Here is a 23,219-nt window from a genome sequence, read left to right as displayed (position 1 = left end):
AAGTGCTTTTCCGCTCACAGCTCCGGGGCGGCGCCCGGCCGCCCGCGTCACTCCCGGTCGAGTTCGGTCTCCCGCTCGACCTCGTCCGCGTCGTCCGCCTCCGCCGCCTCGTTCGCGGCGGCCTTGCGGGCGCGGTCGGCCGCCAGCTCGCGGTCGATGTCGTCCTCGACGTACCCCATCGACTCGACGGTGACGACGTTGCCGCCGCCCGGGTCGACCACCATCACCTCCTCGCCCTCGTCGATCGTTCCCTCCATCGACCGGGCGGAGTAGTGGGGGTTGAAGCCGCCGCCGGCGAGCTTCACCTCGCCGCCCGTGGGGGTCACCCGTTCCGTGACCGTCCCCGTCTTCCCCTTCAGCGAGTCGCTGTCGCTGGTCTGTTGTTGCCCTTTCCCGCCGTAGAGGTCGAACTCGTGGTAGCCGTAGAAGGCGGCGGCGCCGAACGCGAGCGTGAGGAGCGCCATGAGCAGCGTGAGGAGCGCGCCGGCGACGCCGAACGACGCCAGGAGCAGGCCGCCGAGCCCCGCGCCGATGAGCGCGATGCCGACGACGATGAAGTTCGCCCCCGGCGCGAGCGCCTCCGCCATCGAGAGCAGCAGCCCCGCGGTCAGGAGTAGGAGCGGGAGGGTGTCCGGGGAGAGGAGCCCGGACTGTGCGAGCGCGTTCATAGTCGGTCCTACGGCCGCGGCCTGATAAGTGGTGGTGCGCGCGGCCGCGGCGCCGTCGGTCGGCGGCGCCCTCGGCGGTCCGGGTCGTCGACCGCGCGTTCAGAAGCCGACCAGCAGGGTCCCGACGGTGAGCGCGACGCCGAGGACGACGAAGGCCGCGTGTTCGAGGTCCACGTCGCCCGGCTCTATCGGCTCGTCCGCCGGGGTGGCGGTGTCCTCGGTGACGCCGTTCGGCCCCACGTCGTCGACAGAGAAGCGCCACTCGCCGCCGTCGTCCGGCTCCTCGTCGCCGGCGTCGTTGGCCCGGCTGCGGTCGCCGAACTCCGTCGACTCCGCGGTGTCGGACGCGCGCTCGTCGCGGGCGTCGTCGCCGGATTCGTCGCTCATGGCCGGGCCTACGCGACTCCGTAATAAATGGCTGGCGGGCGCGAGCGGCGCGGGGCCGTGGCGGTCACGCCGATGGCAGCGCGTCGGGTGGGGGCGTGTTGGGTGGCGGCGCGTCGGGCGACGCTGTGTCGGCGGGATCGGGCGCGGCCTACCGCTCGCGGGCCGCCCGGAGCACGTCGCCGTCGTAGACGACGCCGCGCTCGCCGTCGACGGTCACGGTCGTTCCGTCCGCGACCGAGTCGGGGAGACCGGCCCCGGAGACCATCGGGACGCCGAGCTCGCGGGCGACGACGGCGGGGTAGCCGGTCATCCCCTCGCGGGCGTCGATGATGCCGGCGATCCGGTCGAGGTCGCCGGAGAACTCCCCGTCGAAGTCGGCGCCGAGCGCGACGACGGAGCCCGCCGGCAGCGCGTCGAGGTCGCCGTCCGCGGTCCGGTGGACCGGGGCGGCGACGCGGCCGGCGACGACCGCCTTCCCCGTCACGAGCGTCTCAGCGGCGACGTGGACCTTCAGCGTGTTCGTCGTGTTCGTCCCCTCGAACTCGGTGAGCATGCCGGAGAGGACCACGAGGGTGTCGCCGGACGCGGCGCCGCCGCGGTCGAGCGCGGCGTCGACCGCGTTGTCGAGGATCCCCTCCATGTCGTGGGCGTACTCGGTCAGCACGGGACGGACCCCCCACGAGAGCGCGAGCTGGCGGCGGACGCGGTCGTCCGGCGTCGTGGCGACGACCGGGACGCCCGGCCGGAACATGGCGGTCTTGCGCGCGGTGAAGCCGGACTCGGAGACCGCGACGACCGTCGACGCGCCGATGTCGCGCGCGAGGTAGCGCGCCGAGCGCGCCAGCGCCTCCGTGCGGGAGCCCTCCTCCGCGGTCGGGACGCGCTGCTCGCGCGTCTCCGCGTACTCGTCGCTGGCCTCGACCTGCCGGACGATCCGGTCCATCGTCTCGACGACGTTGACGGGGTCGTCGCCGACGGCGGTCTCGCCCGAGAGCATGACCGCGTCGGTGCCGTCGAGGACGGCGTTGGCCACGTCGGAGGCCTCGGCGCGGGTCGGGCGCCGCGAGGAGACCATCGAGTCGAGCATCTCCGTCGCCGTGATGACGGGGACGCCCTCGTTGACGCAGGTCCGGATGATCCGCTTCTGGATCACGGGCACGTCCTCCAGCGGGCACTCGACGCCGAGGTCGCCGCGGGCGACCATCACGCCGTCGGCGGCGTCGACGATCCCCTCCAAGTTCTCGACGGCGCCGGCGCGCTCGATCTTCGCGACGATCGGGATGTCGCCGCCGCCGCGGGCCTCCAGCTCGTCGGCGATCCGGTAGACGTCGTCGGCGTCGCGCACGAACGAGGCCGCGACGAAGTCGGCGTCGGTGCGCGCGGCGAGGTCCAGTTCGGCCTCGTCCTCCGGGGTGATCAGGTCCACGTCGATGGCGACGCCCGGGAGGTTCACGCCCTTGCGCGAGCCGAGCTTCCCGCCGGAGACGACCGTGGCGACGACGGCCTCGCCGTCGACGCGCTCGACGCGGCACTCGATCCGGCCGTCGTCGAGGAGGATCGTGTCGCCCGGCTCGGCCGCCCCGATCGAGTGGGTGAGACCGACGCGCTCGGGGGTGGCGTCGTCGGCTTCGAGGAAGGTGACCTCGGAGTCGCTGGCGAGTTCGATCGGCTCGTCAATCTCGGCCGTGCGGACCTCGGGGCCCTTCAGGTCGACCATCACCGCGAGCGGGTCGTCGATCTCGTCGTCGACGGCGCGGGCGCGCTCGATCACCGTCTCCCGGTGGTCGGTGGTCCCGTGGCTGGCGTTGAGTCGGACGACGGACATCCCCGCGTCGGCGAGGCCGCGGATCGTGTCCCGGTCGTCCGAGGCGGGACCGATCGTACAGACGATCTTGGCGTTTCGCATACCGCCGGGTTCGACGTAGCGCCGGAAAAAGGCACCCGGTTGAGTCGCTCCCGAGTGAACGTTCGTGACGGACGGGCGCGTAGCGGATTTCGAGCTTGGTGCGCTGCGGACGTTCATACATCACCACGCGGTCGGCGCGTGCCTGCGAGCGGCCGGAGCGAAGCGGCGGCCGCGAGGTGGCACGCGCGAGGGACGCCGTGAGTGACGGGCGACCGTAGGGAGCCCGGAACGAACGGCGAGGCTGGGGAGGTGTGAGGCTGCTGTGCGGTGCGGGGCGGGACGCAAAGGGGCAGCCGGGAGGGCGAAGGCGCGCGACGCAAGCACCGGAACGAGGGAGCGGAGCGACCGAGTGAGGAGCGCAGCGAGCGCACCGAACCCTCCCGGCTGGGGCTTTGGCGGTGTCCGCTACGGATCCTCTACAGGCGATTCACGAGTAGACGCCTGAGGCTTTGGAGGGGCGCGTTTCCGGAGCGTCAGCGGTGATGTATCAGTCGTCGGCGGGCGCAGGCGCGCCGCCGGTCGACAGCGTGACTTCGGGCGCGTCGACCTCCAGTTCGTCGAGGGCGGCCTGCGCGGCGCGCTTCCCGGAGACGAGCATCGCGCCGAACGTCGGACCCATCCGCGGGAGGCCGTGCGCGGTCGCGACCGCCATGCCGGAGGCGATCAGGCCGTCGTGAACGACGCCGGTGTGCTCGACGACGGCGTCCTCGCTCTCGCCGACCCACATCGAGTCGTGGCCGGGCGAGTCGTGGCCGGGGGCGCCGTACTGGTCGTCGCCGGTCTGGTCCATCCCGGTGTTGTGCTCCTTGGCGTGCTCGATGCCGGGCGCCGAGAGGACGCCGCGCTCGTCGAGCTTGCTGATCGCGACGGCGTCGTGGCCGGTCGCGTCGATGACGAGGTCGGACTCGACCGCGATGGGGTCGACGCAGGTTATCTCGCGGGGGAGCGCGTGGACCGGCGTCCAGTTCATCACGATGCCGCCGACGCGGTGGTCGTCGCGGACGACGAGGTCGGTGAACTCGGTCATGTTCTGGACGCGCGCGCCGGCGTCGCAGGCGGCCTTGATCAGCCCGGAGCAGGCCTCCGGGCCCGCGGCGGTGTAGAGGCCGTCCACGTCCTCGACGGCGTCGTAGTCCACGTCGAGGTCGTCGAGGATCTCCTGGGCGGGGTCCCGGACCGTGACGGTGTTCATCAGGAACCCGCCGAGCCAGAAGCCGCCGCCGAGGTAGTTGTTCTTCTCGACGATCATCACCTTCACGCCGCGCTCGGCCAGCTCCTTCGCGGCCATCAGCCCCGACGGACCGCCGCCGAGGACGATCACCTCGGAGTCTGTGAAATCGAGGAACCCGTCGGTCCACTCGTTACCGATGGCCTTCGTTACGTCCGTCTCGCTCACGTCGCTGAAGCCGTCGAATCCGTCCATACAACTTGGTAGTATTACTTGGTTGTGAAATACGTTGCGGTCGATACGTGGTTGCGTGTCTCTTCTCTGTTGGTGGACCGACTGGCCATTCTTCCAAAGCCTCGACCGCTGGGCGATACTCGGGTAATCGTGGACCGACACCGAACACCGCCAAAGCCCCAGCCGGGAGGCGGGCGCACGCTCGCTGCGCTCCTCGCTCAGTCGCTGCCGCTCCTTCGCTGCGGTGCTTACGTTGCCTGCGCCCGCCTCCCGGCTGCCCCTTTGAGTCCACCCCGCCCCGCACTGCGACCGCAGCCTCGCACCTCCCCAGCCTCGCGGTTCGCTCGGGGCTCCCTTCGGTCGCCCCTCCCTCACCGCGTCCCTCGCGCGTGCTGTCTCGCGGCCGCCGCTTCGCTCCGGCCGCTCGCAGGCACGTGCCACCGCATCCGATCACCCGTCTTCCGTCGTCGCCGTCGGCGGTTCCGACCGCCGCAACTCGCAGCCTTTTTACCTGCGCTGGCGGTAGGAGTGGCTACTATGGCTGAGGACAAGGCTCGAAGCACCGGCAGCGCGGGCCGATTCGGCGCCCGTTACGGCCGGGTCTCCCGCAAGCGGGTCCAGGACATCGAAGAGGAGATGCGCAACGCGACCGTCGACGGCGACGACGTGAAGCGCGTGGGTACCGGCATCTGGGTCAACGAGGAGACCGGCGAGACGTTCACGGGCGGCGCGTACCGCCCCGAGACGCCCGGCGGTCGCACCGTCCGCCGCTCCATCCGCGCCGCGCTCGCCGACGAGGAATAAGGCGATGAGCTACAAGTGCTCCCGCTGTAAGCGCGACGTCACCCTCGACGAGTACGGCGGCGTGCGCTGCCCGTACTGCGGCCACCGCGTCCTCCTGAAGGAGCGCGGCGGCGGCATCAAGGAAGTCAACGTCGAGTAACGCCGTCTCCCCCTCCACGGACCGTGACGCGCGCACACGAGACGGTCCTCTCGTTCACCTACTCCTCCGAGCGGCGCGCACGCGTCGTGGCCGACGCGCTCGGTCCCGAGGTCGGCGAGATCGACGACGCCCGCTCGACCGCGACCGTCGACCGCGAGGGCGACGCGGTCCGCGTCCGTGTCCTCGCCGACGACCTCGTGGCGCTCCGCGCCGGCGTCAACAGCTGGTCCCGACTCGTCGCGGTGGCCGAGCGCGTCGGCGGGCTCGACGGCTAAACCGACGCGAGCGTTTCCGAGACCCGTCGTATTGCCGACTTGTCGAGGCGGGAGAGATGTAGTGGGTTTTTCCGTCCGGGCCGCCTCGGTCCGCCCATGCAAGGGAACATGCCGCCCGAGGCACAGGAGAAGATCGAGGAGCTGCAGGACCTTCAGGAGACCGCACAGCAGGTCGCCGAGCAGAAGGAGCAGGCCCAGTCCGCGCTCAACGAGTCCAAGACCGCCCTCGACGCCCTCGAAGACGTCGACGAGGACGCGGGGATGTACCGCGAGATCGGCGAGGTCCTCGTCGAGACGGACTACGAGTCCGCCTACGACGACCTCGAGGACAAGGTCGACTCGCTCGAAGTCCGCGTCGAGCAGCTCGAGAAGCAGGAGGAGCGCGTCGAGGAGCAGTTCGACGACCTTCAGAGCGAGCTCCAGCAGATGCTCCAGGGCGGCGCGGGCGGCGGCGGCCCGATGGGACCGGGCGGTCCGGGCGCCGGCGGCGCGTAAGGCCGTGACCGACGACGCCGACGCCGCCGCGGAGCCGAGCGACGACGAGGTCGTTCGCACCGCTGCCGAGGCGGCCGAGGGGATCGTGTTCAAACACTACGACCAGTCCACCGTCACGGACCTCGACGTCACCGTCACGTTTGAGGACGGAGTCCTCGACGTCGACGTCTACCTCAACGCCCCGGAGGACGCCGGGCCGGACCCGGACGCGGTCGCGCAGGAGGCGGTCGAGACCGCGGGCGAGGCCGTCGACGAGCTGTTCGAGGCGTAGGCGCCGGCCGTCTTTTCCGACCGGTGCGCCCCCGAGACGACGAGCCGCGCGACCGCGTCCGGCGTCCGCGCATCGGGTACTGTTAACGTCTCGCACGTTGTGGGTCGGGCCGACATGTACGACGCGATACTGTGTCCGACCGACGGGAGCGCCGGGAGCGCCGCCGCGACCGAGCAGGCCTGCGGCCTCGCCGCCCTGACCGGCGCCCGGGTCCACGCGCTGTTCGTCGTCGACGAGGGCATCGCCGGCGCCGACGAGTGGGACGTGGTCGTCGAGCGCGAGGAGGCGCGCGGCGAGCGCGCGCTCTACGCGGTCGCCGAGGCGGCCGCGGCGCGCGGCGTCGAGTGCGAACTCCACCTCCGCCGCGGCCGCCCGCACGAGGAGATCCTCGACGCGGCGGCGGACTACGGCGTCGACCTGATCGCGATGGGCACGCACGGCCGCACCGGGATCGGGCGCTTCATCGCGGCGGGATCGGTCGCCGAGCGGGTCGTGCGATACAGCGAACTCCCGGTGTTAACGGCGCACGTCGGAGAATAGCCCGCGGCGTACGTCGGCGAACCGCTCGCGGTCTACGCCGACTCGCAGATCGCGACGAAGTTCTCGAAGACCTCCTCGCCGCGCTCCGTGTGCGCGACCTCGGGGTGCCACTGGACGCCGTACAGGTCCGCGTCCGCGTCGGCCATCGCCTCGATGCCGCAGACGTCGGAGGTGGCGGTGCGGGCGAACCCGTCCGGCAGTTCGGTCACCTCGTCGGCGTGGGAGGCCCAGACGCGCGTCTCCGGCGCGAGCGAGCCGACCAGCGGGTCCTCGTCGTCGGTTATCTCGACGTCGACGTCGGCGTAGCCGCCGTAGTCGCCCTCGCCGACCGCGCCGTCGAGCTCCGCCGCGATCAGCTGCATCCCCAGGCAGATCCCGAGGACGGGGACGTCGCGGTCGAGGTAGTCCGGCGCGTTGCCGACGCGGTCCATGTCCGGGCCGCCCGAGAGGACGACCCCGTCCGCCTCGACCTCGTCGGCCGGCGTCTCCGCCGAGGTTATCTCGGTGTCGACGCCGAGGTCGCGGAGCGCCCGGCGTTCGAGGTGAGTGAACTGGCCGTGGAGGTCGATGACGACGATCCGAGTCATGGCGTCGATTGACGGCTGTCGCACAAAAACGGCTCGGAACGGAACACAGTCCCGTGGTGGTTTCGACTCCTCGAATCCCGAACTGATCCACGAATCCGGATCGATCAGAGGTCGAGCGGGCCGCGCTTCGTGAACTCCCGCAGGAGCGCGGTCGCGTACGACCCGCTCGGGAGCGCGAAGGCGAACCGCGGGTCGCCGCCCTCGAACGTCACGTCGAGGTCCGTGCGCAGGAGGACCGCGCGCCGCGTCCCGTTCGAGTCGAACTCGCCGGGGAGCGAGAAGTTGCCCGGCTCGACGCCGGCGTCGGCGAGGACCTCGCGCTCTATCTCGCCCGGCTCGCCGTCGCCGAGGGTCGTCTCGGTGCCGACGAGCGGCGCGGTGACGAAGGCCCGCCCGCGCTCGCAGTGCCGCGAGACCACGTCGACCCGGTCCGCGTCGACGCGCTGGAGGCGGTCAGCGTCCGGCGCGTACAGCCCCTCGGGCGCGTCGCCGTCGGCGAAACAGACCACGTCGCCGGCGACGGGACGGTCGAACGGGAGCCCGCGGCGCAGCCGCTCGCTCACGATCCGGTTGAAGAGGAACGACTGCGCGGCGTTGACGAACAGCCGCTGGAGGTTCGAGGGCACCGCCTCCAGGGCGTGCCACCAGTCCTCGTCGTCCGGCGGCGAGTTCGGGTCGACGCCGCGGTCGGCGAGCCGGTGGACCATCGAGCGCTCGAACCGGAGCTTGCCGGGGATCGCATCGAGGCAGGCGGCCCAGTCGCCGTCGCCCGTGCCGTCGGCGGCGGGACCCCCGAGGAGCCCGGAGTCGCCGCTCACCCCGAACGCCGCGTCGACTCGGTCGCGCGCGGCTCGGGTGTCTTCGGGCTCCGCCTCGGCGGGGTTCCCGGCGTACAGCCGGACCGCCTCGCGGGGGTCGTTCCGCGCGATCGCCAGCCCGACGACGTGAGTGACGGGTCGCCGGCTGCCGAACCGCTGCTGGCCGAAGTAGTTCGGAACGCCGACGGTCGCCTCGATCGACTCGTCCACGCTCGGACCGCTGCTCCCGTCCGCGTCCGTCTCGTTCGCGTCTACTCCGTCAGCGTCGCCCTCGCCCGCGTCGCCCGCGAACGCCCGGAGGTCCCGCACCGCCTCGGCGACGCGCTCGGGGGCGCCGTCGACCGCGTCCGCGACGCGGATCTCGAAGGCGTTGCCCGCGAGGTCGCCGAACGAGAGGCTCCGGCCCGCCCGGCCGAGCGCCGCTATCTCGGCGCCGCGGATCTCGGGGAGGTCGTCGGCGTCGACGCCGCGGACGGTGAACAGCTGCGTCGTGACGGCGCGCTTGTCCTTCGTCCCCGCCCACGAGACGCGCTCGCGGCTGACGCCGAGCGCGTCCGAGAGCCGGCGCGCGAAGTCGTTGGTGTCCCAGTCGCGGAGCGTCGCCCGGACGACGAGGTCGGGGTAGCTGCCGGGGTCGGCGTCGAGCGGCTCCGCGTCGAACGCCTCCAGCTCTCGGACCCGGAAGTCCTCGGGCGACTCGCGGAGCCGCCCGCCGATCCCGTCGGCGCGGCTGGCGTAGTACTCGATGCCGACCGCGCGCTCCGTCGGGTGCGCCTCGCGGAGGGAATCGCCGTCGGCCATTCAGAACAGCGAGAGGTCGCCGGTCACGCGGTCGACGCTGTCGTCGCGGGCGGGGCCGACCGCGAGCGCGGTGACGGTCCCCGGCTCCAGCTGGGTGTGGCCCGCGTCCCGGACGACGGCGTACGGCAGCCCCTCCTTGTCGGCCTTGTCGGCCAGCTCGAACAGCTGGCTCTCGGAGCTCCCCTTCAGCACGACCTTCTTCTGCCCCTCGCCCTGCCACTTCTTCCGCGCCCGGTCGCTCGCGTCCTGGTACGCGGACAGCGACGCGTGCGCGACCTGCGCGGCGAGCTTCCCCTCGCCCATGCCGATGTCCGTCCGGGCGACGATGGCCTGTTTCATACCGTCTCCACCGCCGCCGCGGGTTTAGCGCTTTTCTCTCCGCCGCCGGGCCGCGGCGCTCGTCGGCGGTGGAAATAGCGGGGAACGGGGGACCGACCGCGGCCGATCAGTCGTCGGCGGGCGCCGCGCCGCCGCGGGAGGCCGCGCCGAGACCGGCGGCCACATCGGCGACCGTCCGCTCGTTGTCGACGACCCAGCGCAGCAGGAGGAACGCGAAGAGGTACTTCGCGATGATGTCCATCCCGCTGTACGCCCACGAGGTGATCGCCACGTCGAGCACGGCGAACCCCTCGGCGCCGAGGGCCCAGAAGATGGGGTAGCCGAGCCAGAGGACGACGGTGAGCACCTTCAGCGTGTTGAAGATGTCGGCGGTGCCGGCGACCTCGGCGTCCTTCGCCCACTCCGCGAGCAGGATGTAGAGGACGACGACGAAGAACGCGCAGCTGATGCCGTACCAGACCCAGCGCAGCAGGAGCGAGGACGTGGTGAGCGCGGCCGCCAGCCCGGTGACGCACATCCCGACGTCGGCCACCACGGCGGTGAACAGCTTGCTCAGGTTCGAGCCGGCGAGCAGGCCGAGCGCGACGAGGATCATCGGCGTCGAGAACGCCCACGTGAGGTACCGACCCCACGGGGTGAACACCCCGCCCTCGGGGCCGGCGCCCGCGCCGGCGAGCGCGTGCCCGGCCGGCATCTCGAGGAAGCTGACGGTGAGCCCGGAGACGAGCCCCGTGTAGCTGGAGATGGACACCAGCGGTACCATCAGCGTCGCGACGAAGATCAGTTGGGCGCGCGGGTCCTCCACGTTCCGTCCCATGTAGACGAACAGGAGGATCGACAGCCCCGCGAGGGCGATGTTCACCCAGAGCGACGCGCTCAGGAGGGTGTTGCTCTGAATGAACTGGAATATCTCTGTCTGCGTCATTTCGAGCGGAACGGTACTCTGCGCGAGGAGGTCGGCCGCTGCTGTTTCTATCATGCGACGTTCTATTACACGTGGCGTATTTATTAAATGTACTAACCTGACTGGTAAGGTTTTCCTGACAGTTTCCCGTCTCAATCCGTATTTTTTGATATATTACCGTTCTCGAACTCGGATTTGGACGGCTGTTGCGACTCTCTCCCGGTTCAGCGGCCGACCAGCGGCAGTCGGTCGAGCGGGCCGCCGGCGGCGTCCGCCTCGACCGCGGCCGCGCAGTGTTCCCCGCCGAGCAGGCACATCGGCACGCCGATCCCCGGGTTGCTGCTCCCGCCGACGTAGTAGAGGCGGTCGGTCCCGCGGACGCGCGGTCCGGGGCGGAGCGGCCCGGTCTGTCGCATCGTGTGCGCGAGCCCGAGCGCGCTCCCGCCGGGCTGGTCGAACCGCGCCGCGAACTCCGAGACGCACGCCGACTCCTCGGCGACGATCCGGTCGCGGAGGTCGACGCCGGCCCGCGAGTCCACCGCGTCGAGGACGCGCTCCCTGAGCGCCGCCCGCCGGTCCGGCGTGTCGTCGAGCCCGGGCGCGAGCGGCACGAGCGTCACGACCGCCTCGTGGCCGTCGGGGGCGACCGACGGGTCCGTCCGCGACGGGACGTTCACGTACACGACCGGCTCCGTCTCGCCGGTGGGCCACGCGGGGTCGTCGAAGATGGCCGCGAAGTGCGGGTCCCAGTCCGTCGGGAGCGCGAGCGTGTGGTGCGCCAGCTCCGGCAGCTCGCCCTCGACGCCGAGGTACAGCAGGTGCGCCGAGGGGCCGTACGTCCGCCGCTCCCAGTAGTCGCCGAGCCGCGGGACGGCGCCCTCGGGGAGCAGCTCGCGCTCGACGTGGGCGGGCGGCGCGTTACAGACCACCCGGTCGTGGACGTAGCGGTCGCCGCCGAGCTCGACCTCGACGCCGCCGTCGATCGGTTCGAGCCCCGTCACCTCCACGCCGGTGTGTACGTCGGCGCCGGCGTCCCGGGCGACCGTCTCGACGGCCTCGATCACCTCGTACACCCCGCCCATCGGGTAGTAGACGCCGAGCCCATAGTCGACGTGGCTCATCAGCTGGTACAGCGCCGGCGTGTTGTGGGGCGACCCCCCGAGGAAGACGAGCGTGTACTCCAGCAGCTGTCTGAGCTTCGGATGGTCGACGTACGACCGCACCCGCTCGTCGAGGCTGGAGAGCAGGTCGAGCTCGCGACCGCCGGCGAGGACGTCGAGCGAGAGGTAGTCGCGGAACCGCGACCGCCCGGGGAGGACGAACCGGTCCATCCCGGCGTCGTACGCCCGCTCGGCGTCGTCGAGGTACTCGCGGAACGCCGCGCCCGCGCCCTGCTCGTACGACTCGAACAGGTCGGCCGCGGCGTCCGGGTCGGCGGGCACGTCGGCGCGGTCGCCGTCGTCCCAGAACACCCGGTAGTGCGGGTCGAGCCGACGCAGGTCGTAGAACTCGTCGGGCGACCGGCCGAAGTCCTCGAAGAACCGCTCGAAGAGGTCCGGGAGCAGGTACCACGACGGGCCGGTGTCGAACCGGAACCCGTCCAGCTCCAGCCGACCGGCGACTCCCCCGACGCGCTCGGCGCGCTCGTACAGCGTCACCTCCGCGCCTCCGGCCGCGAGGTAGGCGGCGGCGGAGAGCCCGCCGACGCCGCCGCCGACCACCCCAACCGAGGCTCCGCGCAGCGGCTCGTCGCTCATGGGGTCGGTAGGGGCTCGCGCCGTGAGTGTGGTCGCCAACTCTCGACGGCTCTTTATCAGGCGGGCGGGCGGGGCGCCGCGGGGCGTACTCGTTCGGCTTCCTTTTTTTCCGGCTTCGGGCACAGGATCGACACATGGGACGGCGGTCGCGGTCGTCGGACGGCGCCTCCGCCGACAGCCCCGGTACCGCCGGCCGGCCCGGTTCCGACGGCCTCGCGCGCTCGGGGGCCGCGCGGAGCGGGTCCGACGCCTCCCGAGACGCCGACCGGTCGAGCGCCGGCGGCCGCGACGGCGCCGGCGTCCGCGTCGAGGTGGTCGTCCACGACCCGAGCCCCGCGCCGGTGGCGGCGGCGCTCCCGCCGGGCGCGGTCGCGGAGGACGTCGACCGCGTCCGCGTCGACGGGACGGTCGTCTCGCAGTTCCGCGCCGACCGCGCGGTCGACGCGGAGCTCGTCTTCGACGGCGGCGACGAGTTCGTCTACCGCTGCCGCAGCCGCGCGGCGGGTCAGTTCCCGTCCGACGCCGTCGAGTCGCTCGGCTACCCCGTCTCGTCGGTCACGGTCCGCACCGCGCCGGACCGCGTCCGGCTCCGGTTGTCGCTGCCCGCGGCCGACCCGCTCGGCGACGTGATCGACGCCTTAGAGGCGACCGGCGGCTCGGTCCGGCTCGAACGGCTCACCAGCTCCGGCGGCGCCGACAGCCGGTCCGACCCGGTCGTGGTCGACCTGGGGCGGCTCACGGAGCGCCAGCGCGAGGTGGTCCGGACCGCGCAGCGGCTCGGCTACTTCGAACACCCCCGCGAGGCGAGCGCGACGGAGGTGGCCGACGCCATGGGCATCGCCCGCGCGACGTTCTCGGAGCACCTCGCTGCGGCGCAGCGCCGCGTCTTCGACGACCTCGTCGGCGGGTGAGGCCCGGCCCGGCCGGCTCCGCGGGGACGGGCTCGCCGGGGACGGATCCGTTCCCACGCGGCGGGGTCGACCGCGGTATTGAAACCCCTCAGGCGCTCAGATAAGGTATGTATCGCAGACGGTTCCTTCGCCGGACCGGCGCCGCCGCGAGCGCGGCGGCCGCCGTCGGGCTCGCCGGGTGCGCCGGCGTCGGCGGCGAGCCGGACTACGACGTCGGGATGCTCGCCGCCGCGTATCAGCCGCGGGAGGTCACGGTCTCGGTCGGCGACACCGTCGTCTGGGAGAACACGAGCGCACGGGCCCACACCGTCACCGCGACCGAGGGCGGGATCCCGGACGGCGCCGAGTTCTTCGCCTCGGGCGGCTTCGACGACTACGACGCCGCGCTGTCGGCGTGGCAGTCCGACTTCGGCGGGCGGCTGGAGAGCGGCGACCGGTACGAGCACACGTTCACCGTCCCCGGCGCCTACGAGTACGTCTGTATCCCCCACCGCGAGGGCGGCATGTTCGGCACCGTCGTCGTGGAGGAGTGATCGGCGTGGCCCCTCCCGCCCCGCTCCGGCGGCGCTCCCGACGCGACGCCGAGCGACGAAACCCATTCACGCCCGCACGCCGAACGGGAGGTGACTGACTCGCATGGCCCTCTCGCCGCTCCTCGGGACGGACGTGCTGCTGTTCGCCGCCATCGGGCTGCTCGGCGGAGCCCACTGTATCGGCATGTGCGGCCCGCTCGTCACCGTCTACGCCAGCCGGATGGACGCCGACGGCGGGCGGACCGACGGCGGCGAGCCGGGCGCGGCCGGCGTCGCCGGCGCGGAGACCGGCCGCGGGGGCCACCTGACCACCTACGAGGTGCGCCAGCACGCGCTGTTCAACCTCGGGCGGGCCGCGAGCTACGCGGCGATCGGAGCCCTCCTCGGCGCGCTCGGCGGCGCGGTCCTCGTCACGACGGCGACGCTGACCGGCGCCGCGACGGCGGTTCGCGGCGGGGTGGGGCTCCTCGTCGGCGCGGCCGTGATCGCCGTCGGCGTCCGGTACCTCCTCGGCGGCGCGACCGGCGGCGTCCACCTCCCCGGGCTCGAACGCGTCACGGGCTGGCTCACGGGGCACGTCGACCGGCTCGCGAACGGGCCGGGGATCGTCGCGCTCGGCGCGGTCCACGGGCTGCTCCCCTGTCCGATCCTCTACCCCGCGTACCTGTACGCCCTCGCGAGCGGCTCCGCGGTCGCGGGCGGGGTCGCGCTCGGCGCGCTCGGGCTCGGGACGATCCCAGCCGTCTTCGCGTACGGGACGCTGATCGAGAGCGTCGACCCCGTCCATCGCCGCCGGATCCACCGGCTGCTCGGCGTCGCGTTCGTCGCGCTCGGCTACGTGCTGTTCGCGCACGGGCTGATGTCGGTCGGGATCCGCGTGCCGCACCCGCGGCTCCCGTTCTGGAACCCGCTCGACGCGGGCATGGGGGGCATGTGAGATGAGCGCGACCGACGACGCCGCGGACGCGCGCGACGACCCCGCCGGCTGTACCCTCTGCGAGCTCCCGACAGAGGGGGTCGACGTGACCGACGAAGCGGGGAACCGCTTCTGCTGTACCGGCTGCCGGGACGTGTTCGGCGCCCTCGGCGACGCCGACGTAGACGCCGACGCGGTCCGCGAGCGGCGAGGGGACCGCGAGGGCGACGCGGGCGGCGAGGCGGACGGCGCCGGCGAGCGCGACCTCCCCGACGGCCACGAGGCGACGTTCCTCGAGGTCGACGGGATGCACTGCGCGACCTGCGAGGCGTTCATCGAGGCGGTGGCGACCGACGCCGACGGCGTCAGCGGCGCGAGCGCGAGCTACGTCACCGACACGGTCCGGATCGACCACGACCCGGACGCCGTCACGATCGACGACCTCACCGAGACGGTGAGCGGGCTCGGGTACAGCGCGTACGCCCGCGACGACGCCTTCTCCAGGCGGCAGGCGAGCAACATGGCGACGGCGCGGCTCGCGGCGGGCGTCCTCGTCGGGATGGCGGTGATGCTGCAGTACATCGTCCTCATCTACCCGACGTACTTCGCGTTCCCGTTCTACGACGAGCGCACGCTGACGTACCTCAACGAGGCGATGGCCTCGACCTCGGGCACGTACTTCTTCATCGTCATCGGCGTCCTCACCACCATCGTCCTCTTCTTCACCGGGAAGCCGATCCTCCGGGGCGCGTACGTCAGCGCGAAGACGCGCTCGCCGAACATGGACCTCCTCGTCGCCATCGCCGCGGTGAGCGCGTACCTCTACAGCACGCTCGCGGTGATCTTCGTCGAGTCGCCCTCGATATACTACGACGTGACCGTCGCCATCGTCGTCATCGTCACGGTCGGGAACCACTACGAGGACTCGGTGAAGGACCGGGCGACGGAACTGCTCTCCGAGGTCACCGCGGTCCAGGTCGAGGACGCCCGGCGGCTGACCGGCGACGGCGAGGCGGAGTCGGTCGCCGTCGACGCGCTCGAACCGGGCGACCGAGTCCTCGTGCGCGCCGGCGAGCGCGTCCCCGTGGACGGCGAGGCGGTCGACGGCGACGCCGCGGTCGACGAGTCGGTCGTCACCGGCGAGTCGCTCCCGGTCCGGAAGGTCGCCGGCGACGCGGTCGTCGGCGGCTCGGTGGTCGCCGACGGCTCGCTCACGGTCGCGGTCGGGCCGGACGCGACATCCAGCCTCGACCGCGTCGCCGAGCTCGTCTACGACCTCCAGAGCGGGAACCACGGCGTCCAGAAGCTCGCGGACCGGCTCGCGACCGTGTTCGTCCCGGCGGTCCTCGTCATCGCCGCCGTCGCCGCCGGGGCGTCGCTCGCGCTCGGCGGCGCCCCCACCGACGCGATGCTCGTCGGGCTGACGGTGCTCATCGTCTCGTGTCCCTGCGCGCTCGGACTGGCGACCCCGCTCGCGGTCGCCGCCGGGATCCGCGACGCCCTCGAACGCAACATCGTCGTCTTCGACGACACCGTCTTCGAGCGGATCCGCGACGCGGACACGGTCGTCTTCGACAAGACCGGGACCCTGACGACCGGCGAGATGCGGCTGATCGAGCGCGAGGTCGACGACGACCTGCTCCGCCTCGCGGCCGCCCTCGAATCGCGGTCCGCGCACCCGGTCGGGCAGGCCATCGCGGCGGCGCGCTCCGCGGCGGACGCGGCCGAGACCGGGCCCGGCGAGGCGGGCGACGAGGGCGCGACGCCGGCGGTCGCCGACGGCGGGGCCGCGGCGGCGGCGGGCGAGCCCGAGGAGGGCGGCGACGGCCCCGCGGTCGAGTCCTCCGAGAGCCACGCCCGCGGCGTCTCCGGCGTCGTCGACGGCGTCGAGGTCGTCGTCGGCCACCCGGACCTCTTCGACGAGCGGGGCTGGACCGTCCCCGACGCGATCCGCGCGGCGGTCGCCGACGCGCGCGACGTGGGCCGCGTCCCGGTCGCGGTCGGCCGCGACGGCGCGGCCGAGGGGTTCGTCGTGGTCGGCGACGAGCTGCGCGAGGGCTGGGCGGAGACGGTGACGGCGCTCGACGAGTCGGGCGTCGAGGTGATCGTCCTCACCGGCGACGACGAGCGCGCGGCGACCGTGTTCGCCGAGCACGACGCGGTCTCGTCGGTGTTCGCCGGCGTCCCGCCGGAGGGGAAGGCCGAGGCCGTCGGGCGGCTGAAGGAGCGCGGCGTCACCGTGATGGTCGGCGACGGGACGAACGACGCGCCGGCGCTGGCCGCGGCCGACCTCGGGATCGCGCTCGGCGGCGGTACCGCGATGGCGGCCGACGCCGCCGACGTGGCGATCGTCGACGACGAGCTCGGCTCCGTGGCGACCGTCTTCGAGCTCGCGCGGGCGGCGGGCCGACGCGTGAAGGGGAACATCGGCTGGGCGTTCTGCTACAACGCGGTCGCGATCCCGCTGGCGGCGACCGGCCTGCTGAACCCCCTCTTCGCCGCCGTCGCGATGGGCGCGTCGAGCCTGCTCGTGGTGACGAACTCCTCCCGGGCGCTGCTGTCGGACGACTGACCCGCCGACACGGCCCGCGGCGGCACCTACCCCGCGACCCGGCCGCGCCCGCCCCTACCGCAAGCGACTTTCGGCTCACGCGAGTAGAGGCGGGCGATGACAGACCGACAGCAGCAGCCCGCGGTACCGACCCGAAACGGGATGCCCGTCCTCGGGCTCGGCACGTGGGAGAACGACGAGCCCGCCCAGTGCACCGAGTCGGTCGCGAACGCGCTCGACGCCGGCTACCGCCACGTCGACACCGCCCAGATCTACGGCAACGAGGCGGCCGTCGGCGAGGGGATCGCGGCGAGCGACGTCGACCGCGAGGACGTCTTCCTCGCGTCGAAGGTGTGGATCGACAACCTCGCACCCGAGGACGTGGCGGCGTCGACCCGCGAGAGCCTCGACAAGCTCGGCGTCGACTCGGTCGACCTCATGTACGTCCACTGGCCGGCCGGGGAGTACGAGCCCGCGGAGACGCTGCCGGCGTTCGCCGAGCTGCGCGACGACGGCCTGATCGACCGCATCGGCGTCTCCAACTTCGAGCCGGAACACCTCGACGCCGCGGCGGACGCGCTCGGCGAGGCGCCGTTCGCGAACCAGGTCGAGATGCACCCGCTGCTCCGCCAGGAGGAGCTCCGCGAGTACGCCGACGCCAACGGGGTGGAGCTGGTCGCCTACTCGCCGCTCGCGCGCGGCGAGGTCCTCGACGACCCGGCGATCGTCGACATCGCCGAGAAGCACGGCGTCAGCGCGGCGCAGGTGAGCCTCGCGTGGCTCCGCGAGTCCGGCGTCACGGCCATCCCGAAGGCGACCGGGATCGACCACATCCGCGACAACCTCGCCAGCGTCGACCTCGACCTCGACGACGAGGACGTCGCGGCGATCGACGACCTCGGCCGCACCGACCGCCAGCTCAACCCCGACTTCGGGCCGGACTGGTAACCGCCGGGCCGCGGCCGCGCGGACCGCCTCACTCCGCCGCGCGCGGCAGCGACACCGTGATCCGGTTGCCCCGCTCGTCGCCCCCCGTGCCGACCTCGACCGACACGCTCCCGTTCGACAGCTCCACGCTCCAGTAGACGAGCCAGAACCCGAGCCCGCTGCTGTGGTACACGTGGCTCATGTCGTGGTCGCCGGTGAGCACGTCGGCCTCGACCGCCGGGATGGGCGGCAGGTCGTCCTCGACGACGAGCTCGGCTCCCTCCTCGGTACTGCGGAGGCGCACCGTCACCGCCGGACTCCCGTCGTCGCTGTGCTGGAACGGGTTCTCCAGGAGCTCGATCACCGCCGAGCGGAGCTCGCAGCCCCCGTCGACGACGACGGCGTCGAGCCCGTCGACCGCGATCGACCCCTCCGGGTACCGCTCGCCGACGGTCTCGACGGCCTCCTCGACCACGCTCCGGAGGTCGATCGCGTCGGTCCCCCGCTGGTCGGTGATGAGCTCGATCACCTCCCGCTCCTTCTGTGCGGTGTCGAGGAGGCTCTCGCCGACCCGCCGGATCACCGCCGTGTGCTCCGCCGACCCGGGGACCTCGTCTTCGAGCTCCTCGGCCTTCCCGAGGACGATGTTGAGGTCGTTCCGGAGGTTGTGCCGGAGGAGGTTGTCCATCACGACGAGCTGGCGCTCGCGGCGCCGCCGGTCCGTGACGTCCTTCGTGAACCCCGTGATCCGGACGACCTCGCCGTCCTCGACGATTGGCTCGCCCTGAACCCAGACCCACCGCTTGTAGTCCTCCGCGGCGTTCACGCGGTACTCCATGTCGACCGATTCGCCCGCGGAGAGCCGTTCCATCGCCTCCTTCACGGCCGGGCGGTCCTCGGGGTGGATCGCGTCGAGGAACGTCGCGGGGTCGCCGCGGAGCTCGTCGAGCGAGCCGCCGTACATCTCCTCGTACGCCGGGTTCGCGAAGAGCAGCTCCGACCAGTCGGCGTCGAACATCCAGAGCACGTCGCTGGAGACCGCGGCGATCTCCCGGAGGTGCGCGGTCGCCTCCTCGCGCTCGCGCTCGGCCGCCACGCGGTCGGTGATGTCCCGCGAACTGACGACGAACCCGCCGAGCTCCCCGTCGGTGAGGTTCGACATCCGGCTCTCCAGCCACACCCACGAGCCGTCTTTGGCCCGGTGGCGGTACTCCGCCGTGACCTCGGTGAAATCGTCGGTCCGGATCGCCCCCTCGAAGGTGCGCCGCACGGCCGCCCGGTCGTCGGGGTGGACGTACCCGAAGGCGTTCGTTCCAACGAGCTCGTCCGGCTCGAACCCGAGGATCTCCTCCGCGGCCGCGTTGACGTACGTGTACTCGCCGTCGACGCTCAACAGGGCGACCTTGTCCTGCGCCTGGTCGAGCAGTAGCCCGTACGGCTCGGAGGCACTCATTCCCCCTATCCTCGTCGGCGAGCCCGTATAACCGTCACGGCCGTTCGACGACCGTGAAGACGCGGGGAGAGCGACCGCGCGGTCGGGTCAGACGTGTTCGGCGAGGAAGTCGACGATCTCGCGGTACGCCTCGATCCGGTTGTCGAGCTTCGCGAACCCGTGCCCCTCGTCCTCGAAGATCAGCTTCCGGACCGGCACGCCCTGCTCGCGGGCCTCCTCGACGATCTGTTCGGCCTCGCCGACGGGCACCCGCGGGTCGTTCTCGCCGTGGAGGACGAACAGGGGCGCCTCGATCCGCTCGATGTTGTTGATCGGCGAGACGGACTCGAGGAACTCGCGGTCCTCCTCCAGCGAGCCGTACTCGGCCTCGCGCAGCGAGCGCCGCCAGTCCCCGGTGTTTTCGAGGAACGTGACGAAGTTCGCGATGCCGACGATGTCGACGCCCGCGGCCCACAGCTCCGGGTACTCCGTCAGCGACGCCAGCACCATGAACCCGCCGTAGGAGCCGCCCATCGCGACGACGCGGTCCGGGTCGACCTCGGGGTGGTCGTGGAGCCAGCCGACCCCCTCCCGGATGTCCTTCACCGAGTCCATCCGGTTCTCCACGTCGTCGAGCCCCGAGTACGCCTTCCCGTAGCCCGACGAGCCGCGGACGTTCGGCTCGAAGACCGCGTACCCGTTGTTCAGCAGGTACTGGGTGACCGAGGCGAAGGAGGGCCGGCGCTGCGACTCGGGGCCGCCGTGGATGTCGACGACGACCGGGTAGCCCGACTCCGGCGGCTCCGTCTCGGGCACGGAGAAGAACGCGGGGATCTCCCGCCCGTCGAAGGTGGGGTAGTGGACCAGTTCGCGCTCGACGAACGTGTCCGCGGGGATGCCCGCGGTCGAGGCTCGCGTCCACCGTTCCGCCTCGCCGGTGGTCGCCTCGACGACGAAGACGTTCGCGTTGTGCGTGCTGCCCGTCGACGTGACGGCGAACCGGTCGCCGTCGGGGCCGAAGCTCACGCCGCCCGCGACGCCCCGCGGCAGGTCCGGCGTCGGGAACTCGTCGATCCGGTCGGGAGCGACGAGCTCGCCGGCGGTGAGCTCGGTGTAGCCGTCGACGTTCCGGGAGTAGACGAGCCGGCGGGTGTCCTCGTCTATCGCGACGCCGTCGACGTTCCACTCGCCGCCGTCCGCGACGACGGCGAACTCGTCGGTCTCCAGGTCGAGCCGCTCCAAGCGGAGCGTGTCGGTCTCGCGGTCGGTGACGAGGTACACGCCCTCGCCGTCGGGCCCCCACTCCGGGCTGCTGTACCGCACGTCGCCCTCGTGGGGCGTGTGGTGGGTCAGGTCGCCGGTCGACAGGTCGAGGGTGTACACGTCGTGGTCGAACGACGAGTGCGCCTCGTGGACGATCAGCCGGTCGTCGCTCGGCGACCACCCGGCGACCGAGAGCCAGCCGTCGCCCTCGTACACCAGTTCGGCGTCGTCGCCCGTCTCGTCGCGCCCCTGGACGTACACGTCGAAGACGGCCTCGTCGCGGCGGTTCGACGCGAACGCGAATCGGTCGCCGGCCGAGTCCCAGCCGCCCCACCGGTGTTTCGCCTCCGGCATGTCGGTGAGGTTCTCGATCGCGCCGGACTCGTAGTCGAGCCGGTACAGCTGCGCGCGCTCGTTGCCGCCCTCGTCCATGCCGAAGACGGCCTCGGAGCGCTCCGGCGAGGAGTCGACGAAGGAGACGGACTCCTCGAAGAAGGTGTGCTGTTCGGGCCACGACTCCGGCTCGCGGAGCGACCACACCTGCCCCGTGCCGGTCGTGTTGAGGAGGAAGGACAGGCGTCCGTCGGGACCTAAGTCTGCGCCGCCCGCGTTCCGCACGTTGAGGTAGCGCTCGATGTCGTACTGTCGCATGTCACTCGGTTCCGCGCGTGACCGGAAACCGTTTCGGGTGACGGAACCCCGGCGAGGGGAGGCCGGTCCGGTCGCCGTCGGCGCGCCGTCTGCCGTCCGGATGCCGTGTCTTTTTACCGGCGCCCCCCGTGCGGTCGGCGTATGCGCGTCGCGTTCGCCTCGCTCTTCGCCCCCGGACACGGGGAGACCCCGGCGCGAACGCGGACCCTGCGGACCGCCCGCGGCCTCGCCGCCCGCGGCCACGAGGTCGTCTGGCTCTGCGCCCGGTGGTGGGGCGGCGACGTCGACGCCTTCGACGAGGACGGGATCGAGTACCGGTCGGTCACCGCCGAGCCCGCGCCCGGGGCCTTCGCCGCGCGGCTGCCGGGCGCGGTCCGCCGCGTCGACCCCGACGTGGTCCACGCGGTCAACAGCCCGCCGACGCCGGCGCTCGCCGCCACGGTGGCCGGGTCGCTCTCGCGGGTCCCGGTCGTCGTCGACTGGTGGCGCGACCACCCCGCCGACGCCCGCCGCTGGTACCGGCCGCTCGCCCGGCGCGCCGACGCGGTGACGACGCCCTCGCGGACGACCAAGACGCGCGTCCGCGAGCACGGCGCCGACGGCGACGACGTGCGGGTGCTCCCGGAGAGCATCGACTTCGACGCCGTCGAGGCCGCGGGCGTCGACGACCGGTTCGACGCGGTGTACTCGCGGCGGCTCGACCGCCACGCCAACGTCGAGACGTTCCTTCTCGGGCTCGCCGAACTGCGCGGCCGCGACTGGACCGCGGCGGTGATCGGCGACGGGCCCGAGCGCGGCCGGATCGAGGCGACCGCGAGCGACCTCCGGATCGACGACCGGGTCGAGTTCCTCGGCGACCTCCCGACCGAGGAGCGGGTCCCGATATTCAAGGGGACGCACGTCGCCGTCGCGACCGCGACGTGGGAGACGTTCGCGACCGACCTGCTGTGGGCGGTCGCCTGCGGCTGCGTCGCCTTAGTCGAGTACCAGGCCGACTCCAGCGCCCACGAGCTCGTCGAGGGGCGCGAGCGCGGGCGGCTCGTCACGAGCCCGGCCGAGTTGGCCGACGAGTTCGTCGCGGTCGGGGACCTCGACCGCCGCGCGGTCGACCGCGAGTTCGCCTCGTTCGACCACGACGCGGTGATCGACCGCTACGTGGCGCTGTACGAGGACGTCGTCGACGGGGAGTGAGCCGCGCGAGGCCGGCAGAAAGGGGTCGGTCGCCGGCCGCTACGCCTGCTCGCGGCCGGTGATCGTGCCGCCGTACTTCATGAAGACGAACGCCAGCCCCAGCGTGCTCACCATCGCGATGAACGTCGCGATGCCGAGCGCGCGGGCGGCGTCCGGGACGAACACCGCGTTCGAGCTCCCGCCGCCGCCGACCTCGACGGTGGCGACGTCCTCGCCGACGGCGATGCCGCCGTGCATGCCGACCGCGGTGTGGGGGACGCAGTGGTAGTGGGTGATGCCGGCGTCCTCGCTCGACGTCTCGTACTCGTAGGTGTACCCCTCCTCGCCGACGGGGCTCCCGCTGTCGAGGCTGGCCGGACCGCCGCCGTCGACGGTCTGGACGTTGTGGTCGCCGCCCGCGCCCGTCCACTCCCAGGTGATCGTCGTCCCCTCGTCGACCCAGACCAGGGTCGGGTCGAACGCGAGGCCCTGGTCGCCGGCGCCGACCGAGATGGTCACCGAGTCCTGCCCGCGGGCGTCGGTGTACGACCCGACGTTCCCTTCGGCGCCGCTCGGCCAGTCGGGTGCCACTTCCTGTGCCGCCGCCGTCCCCGCCGTCGCCGTCGCCGCGCCGGCGGCGGCCGCCGCACCGCCGGCCGTCCGCATGAACGCGCGCCGAGAGACGTCGTCCGAACTCATACGAGGCGGTTCGTGGCGGCCCGTAGTGAATATGTTGATCCGAACGCGGCGCGAGCGATCGCCCCGGACCGGT

Annotated in this window: 24 protein-coding genes; 12 read left to right on the top strand and 12 right to left on the bottom strand. The window is 72.4% G+C overall.

Annotation, left to right across the window (positions count from 1 at the left end; all coding sequences use genetic code 11):
* Positions 1–47: 47 nt before the first annotated feature.
* From HPS36_RS03265 to HPS36_RS03250, 4 genes are all read right to left on the bottom strand, one after another.
* Positions 48–668 (bottom strand): NfeD family protein, encoded by a 621-nt coding sequence (locus tag HPS36_RS03265; RefSeq protein ID WP_173228483.1) that lies wholly within the window; start codon positions 666–668, stop codon positions 48–50.
* Between the two features lie 99 nt (positions 669–767).
* Positions 768–1,055, bottom strand: coding sequence for a DUF7312 domain-containing protein (locus HPS36_RS03260; RefSeq protein ID WP_173228482.1), 288 nt, complete (start codon positions 1,053–1,055; stop codon positions 768–770).
* Between the two features lie 148 nt (positions 1,056–1,203).
* A complete protein-coding gene (pyk, locus tag HPS36_RS03255; protein WP_173228481.1) occupies positions 1,204–2,961 on the bottom strand; it encodes a pyruvate kinase in 1,758 nt (585 codons plus the stop codon).
* 487 nt (positions 2,962–3,448) lie between these two features.
* Positions 3,449–4,384: a sulfide-dependent adenosine diphosphate thiazole synthase gene (locus HPS36_RS03250; RefSeq protein WP_173228480.1), complete on the bottom strand. Its 936-nt coding sequence runs from the start codon at positions 4,382–4,384 to the stop codon at positions 3,449–3,451.
* Between the two features lie 516 nt (positions 4,385–4,900).
* Between HPS36_RS03250 and HPS36_RS03245 the strand changes: the two genes are divergently transcribed.
* The 6 genes from HPS36_RS03245 to HPS36_RS03220 all read left to right on the top strand — a co-directional run bounded on the left by HPS36_RS03245 (position 4,901) and on the right by HPS36_RS03220 (position 6,887).
* Complete coding sequence (locus HPS36_RS03245; protein ID WP_006114269.1) at positions 4,901–5,167, top strand: 50S ribosomal protein L37ae; 267 nt, start codon at positions 4,901–4,903, stop codon at positions 5,165–5,167.
* 4 nt (positions 5,168–5,171) lie between these two features.
* The gene (locus HPS36_RS03240) at positions 5,172–5,306 is read left to right on the top strand and encodes a DNA-directed RNA polymerase subunit P (protein WP_121561748.1); all 135 of its coding nucleotides are present in this window, start codon (positions 5,172–5,174) and stop codon (positions 5,304–5,306) included.
* Between the two features lie 23 nt (positions 5,307–5,329).
* On the top strand, positions 5,330–5,581 hold the full coding sequence (locus tag HPS36_RS03235) for a KEOPS complex subunit Pcc1 (RefSeq protein WP_137717108.1): 252 nt from the start codon (positions 5,330–5,332) through the stop codon (positions 5,579–5,581).
* A 108-nt stretch (positions 5,582–5,689) separates the two neighbouring features.
* Complete coding sequence (locus HPS36_RS03230) at positions 5,690–6,076, top strand: prefoldin subunit beta (protein ID WP_053771965.1); 387 nt, start codon at positions 5,690–5,692, stop codon at positions 6,074–6,076.
* A 4-nt stretch (positions 6,077–6,080) separates the two neighbouring features.
* Positions 6,081–6,347 (top strand): DUF3194 domain-containing protein, encoded by a 267-nt coding sequence (locus HPS36_RS03225; protein WP_173228479.1) that lies wholly within the window; start codon positions 6,081–6,083, stop codon positions 6,345–6,347.
* A gap of 114 nt (positions 6,348–6,461) precedes the next feature.
* On the top strand, positions 6,462–6,887 hold the full coding sequence (locus HPS36_RS03220) for a universal stress protein (RefSeq protein WP_173228478.1): 426 nt from the start codon (positions 6,462–6,464) through the stop codon (positions 6,885–6,887).
* A 32-nt stretch (positions 6,888–6,919) separates the two neighbouring features.
* On the opposite strand, the gene HPS36_RS03215 is transcribed toward HPS36_RS03220, so the two are convergent.
* The 5 genes from HPS36_RS03215 to HPS36_RS03195 all read right to left on the bottom strand — a co-directional run bounded on the left by HPS36_RS03215 (position 6,920) and on the right by HPS36_RS03195 (position 12,093).
* The gene (locus tag HPS36_RS03215) at positions 6,920–7,474 is read right to left on the bottom strand and encodes a GMP synthase subunit A (protein WP_173228477.1); all 555 of its coding nucleotides are present in this window, start codon (positions 7,472–7,474) and stop codon (positions 6,920–6,922) included.
* A 104-nt stretch (positions 7,475–7,578) separates the two neighbouring features.
* A complete protein-coding gene (gene truD, locus HPS36_RS03210) occupies positions 7,579–9,093 on the bottom strand; it encodes a tRNA pseudouridine(13) synthase TruD (RefSeq protein ID WP_173228476.1) in 1,515 nt (504 codons plus the stop codon).
* On the bottom strand, positions 9,094–9,432 hold the full coding sequence (gene pth2, locus HPS36_RS03205) for a peptidyl-tRNA hydrolase Pth2 (RefSeq protein WP_137717112.1): 339 nt from the start codon (positions 9,430–9,432) through the stop codon (positions 9,094–9,096).
* A 106-nt stretch (positions 9,433–9,538) separates the two neighbouring features.
* A complete protein-coding gene (locus HPS36_RS03200) occupies positions 9,539–10,357 on the bottom strand; it encodes a bacteriorhodopsin (protein ID WP_173230778.1) in 819 nt (272 codons plus the stop codon).
* Between the two features lie 203 nt (positions 10,358–10,560).
* Positions 10,561–12,093 carry a phytoene desaturase family protein gene (locus HPS36_RS03195; RefSeq protein ID WP_173228475.1) on the bottom strand — a complete coding sequence of 511 codons (1,533 nt, stop codon included), beginning with the start codon at positions 12,091–12,093 and terminating at the stop codon, positions 10,561–10,563.
* Positions 12,094–12,227: 134 nt separating this feature from the next.
* On the opposite strand from HPS36_RS03195, the gene HPS36_RS03190 reads away from it, so the two are divergent.
* The 5 genes from HPS36_RS03190 (at position 12,228) to HPS36_RS03170 (ending at position 17,952) form a co-directional block, all read left to right on the top strand.
* The gene (locus HPS36_RS03190; protein WP_173228474.1) at positions 12,228–13,004 is read left to right on the top strand and encodes a helix-turn-helix domain-containing protein; all 777 of its coding nucleotides are present in this window, start codon (positions 12,228–12,230) and stop codon (positions 13,002–13,004) included.
* Between the two features lie 107 nt (positions 13,005–13,111).
* Complete coding sequence (locus HPS36_RS03185; protein ID WP_173228473.1) at positions 13,112–13,537, top strand: plastocyanin/azurin family copper-binding protein; 426 nt, start codon at positions 13,112–13,114, stop codon at positions 13,535–13,537.
* A 103-nt stretch (positions 13,538–13,640) separates the two neighbouring features.
* Positions 13,641–14,474: a sulfite exporter TauE/SafE family protein gene (locus HPS36_RS03180; RefSeq protein ID WP_173228472.1), complete on the top strand. Its 834-nt coding sequence runs from the start codon at positions 13,641–13,643 to the stop codon at positions 14,472–14,474.
* 1 nt (position 14,475) lies between these two features.
* Positions 14,476–17,025 carry a heavy metal translocating P-type ATPase gene (locus HPS36_RS03175; RefSeq protein ID WP_173228471.1) on the top strand — a complete coding sequence of 850 codons (2,550 nt, stop codon included), beginning with the start codon at positions 14,476–14,478 and terminating at the stop codon, positions 17,023–17,025.
* Positions 17,026–17,166: 141 nt separating this feature from the next.
* A complete protein-coding gene (locus HPS36_RS03170) occupies positions 17,167–17,952 on the top strand; it encodes an aldo/keto reductase (protein WP_173230777.1) in 786 nt (261 codons plus the stop codon).
* A 28-nt stretch (positions 17,953–17,980) separates the two neighbouring features.
* Here HPS36_RS03170 and HPS36_RS03165 read toward each other — a convergent pair whose 3' ends face one another.
* Complete coding sequence (locus tag HPS36_RS03165) at positions 17,981–19,384, bottom strand: PAS domain-containing sensor histidine kinase (protein ID WP_173228470.1); 1,404 nt, start codon at positions 19,382–19,384, stop codon at positions 17,981–17,983.
* An 87-nt stretch (positions 19,385–19,471) separates the two neighbouring features.
* Complete coding sequence (locus tag HPS36_RS03160) at positions 19,472–21,277, bottom strand: S9 family peptidase (RefSeq protein ID WP_173228469.1); 1,806 nt, start codon at positions 21,275–21,277, stop codon at positions 19,472–19,474.
* 141 nt (positions 21,278–21,418) lie between these two features.
* On the opposite strand from HPS36_RS03160, the gene HPS36_RS03155 reads away from it, so the two are divergent.
* Positions 21,419–22,468 carry a glycosyltransferase gene (locus tag HPS36_RS03155; protein ID WP_173228468.1) on the top strand — a complete coding sequence of 350 codons (1,050 nt, stop codon included), beginning with the start codon at positions 21,419–21,421 and terminating at the stop codon, positions 22,466–22,468.
* 39 nt (positions 22,469–22,507) lie between these two features.
* On the opposite strand, the gene HPS36_RS03150 is transcribed toward HPS36_RS03155, so the two are convergent.
* Positions 22,508–23,146, bottom strand: coding sequence for a halocyanin domain-containing protein (locus tag HPS36_RS03150; RefSeq protein WP_173228467.1), 639 nt, complete (start codon positions 23,144–23,146; stop codon positions 22,508–22,510).
* Positions 23,147–23,219: the final 73 nt, after the last annotated feature.

It is taken from the genome of Halorubrum salinarum, from assembly GCF_013267195.1.
GTDB lineage: Archaea > Halobacteriota > Halobacteria > Halobacteriales > Haloferacaceae > Halorubrum > Halorubrum salinarum.
Note: the sequence above shows the minus strand (reverse complement) of the source record. Positions and strands in the feature narration are given on the sequence as shown.

Coding starts and splice junctions, on each gene's coding strand:
- HPS36_RS03265 (WP_173228483.1), bottom strand. CDS start 668: ATGAACGCGCTCGCACAGTCCGGGCTCCTCTCCCCGGACACCCTCCCG.
- HPS36_RS03260 (WP_173228482.1), bottom strand. CDS start 1,055: ATGAGCGACGAATCCGGCGACGACGCCCGCGACGAGCGCGCGTCCGAC.
- pyk (WP_173228481.1), bottom strand. CDS start 2,961: ATGCGAAACGCCAAGATCGTCTGTACGATCGGTCCCGCCTCGGACGAC.
- HPS36_RS03250 (WP_173228480.1), bottom strand. CDS start 4,384: ATGGACGGATTCGACGGCTTCAGCGACGTGAGCGAGACGGACGTAACG.
- HPS36_RS03245 (WP_006114269.1), top strand. CDS start 4,901: ATGGCTGAGGACAAGGCTCGAAGCACCGGCAGCGCGGGCCGATTCGGC.
- HPS36_RS03240 (WP_121561748.1), top strand. CDS start 5,172: ATGAGCTACAAGTGCTCCCGCTGTAAGCGCGACGTCACCCTCGACGAG.
- HPS36_RS03230 (WP_053771965.1), top strand. CDS start 5,690: ATGCCGCCCGAGGCACAGGAGAAGATCGAGGAGCTGCAGGACCTTCAG.
- HPS36_RS03220 (WP_173228478.1), top strand. CDS start 6,462: ATGTACGACGCGATACTGTGTCCGACCGACGGGAGCGCCGGGAGCGCC.
- HPS36_RS03215 (WP_173228477.1), bottom strand. CDS start 7,474: ATGACTCGGATCGTCGTCATCGACCTCCACGGCCAGTTCACTCACCTC.
- truD (WP_173228476.1), bottom strand. CDS start 9,093: ATGGCCGACGGCGATTCCCTCCGCGAGGCGCACCCGACGGAGCGCGCG.
- pth2 (WP_137717112.1), bottom strand. CDS start 9,432: ATGAAACAGGCCATCGTCGCCCGGACGGACATCGGCATGGGCGAGGGG.
- HPS36_RS03200 (WP_173230778.1), bottom strand. CDS start 10,357: ATGACGCAGACAGAGATATTCCAGTTCATTCAGAGCAACACCCTCCTG.
- HPS36_RS03195 (WP_173228475.1), bottom strand. CDS start 12,093: ATGAGCGACGAGCCGCTGCGCGGAGCCTCGGTTGGGGTGGTCGGCGGC.
- HPS36_RS03190 (WP_173228474.1), top strand. CDS start 12,228: ATGGGACGGCGGTCGCGGTCGTCGGACGGCGCCTCCGCCGACAGCCCC.
- HPS36_RS03185 (WP_173228473.1), top strand. CDS start 13,112: ATGTATCGCAGACGGTTCCTTCGCCGGACCGGCGCCGCCGCGAGCGCG.
- HPS36_RS03180 (WP_173228472.1), top strand. CDS start 13,641: ATGGCCCTCTCGCCGCTCCTCGGGACGGACGTGCTGCTGTTCGCCGCC.
- HPS36_RS03175 (WP_173228471.1), top strand. CDS start 14,476: ATGAGCGCGACCGACGACGCCGCGGACGCGCGCGACGACCCCGCCGGC.
- HPS36_RS03170 (WP_173230777.1), top strand. CDS start 17,167: ATGCCCGTCCTCGGGCTCGGCACGTGGGAGAACGACGAGCCCGCCCAG.
- HPS36_RS03165 (WP_173228470.1), bottom strand. CDS start 19,384: ATGAGTGCCTCCGAGCCGTACGGGCTACTGCTCGACCAGGCGCAGGAC.
- HPS36_RS03160 (WP_173228469.1), bottom strand. CDS start 21,277: ATGCGACAGTACGACATCGAGCGCTACCTCAACGTGCGGAACGCGGGC.
- HPS36_RS03155 (WP_173228468.1), top strand. CDS start 21,419: ATGCGCGTCGCGTTCGCCTCGCTCTTCGCCCCCGGACACGGGGAGACC.
- HPS36_RS03150 (WP_173228467.1), bottom strand. CDS start 23,146: ATGAGTTCGGACGACGTCTCTCGGCGCGCGTTCATGCGGACGGCCGGC.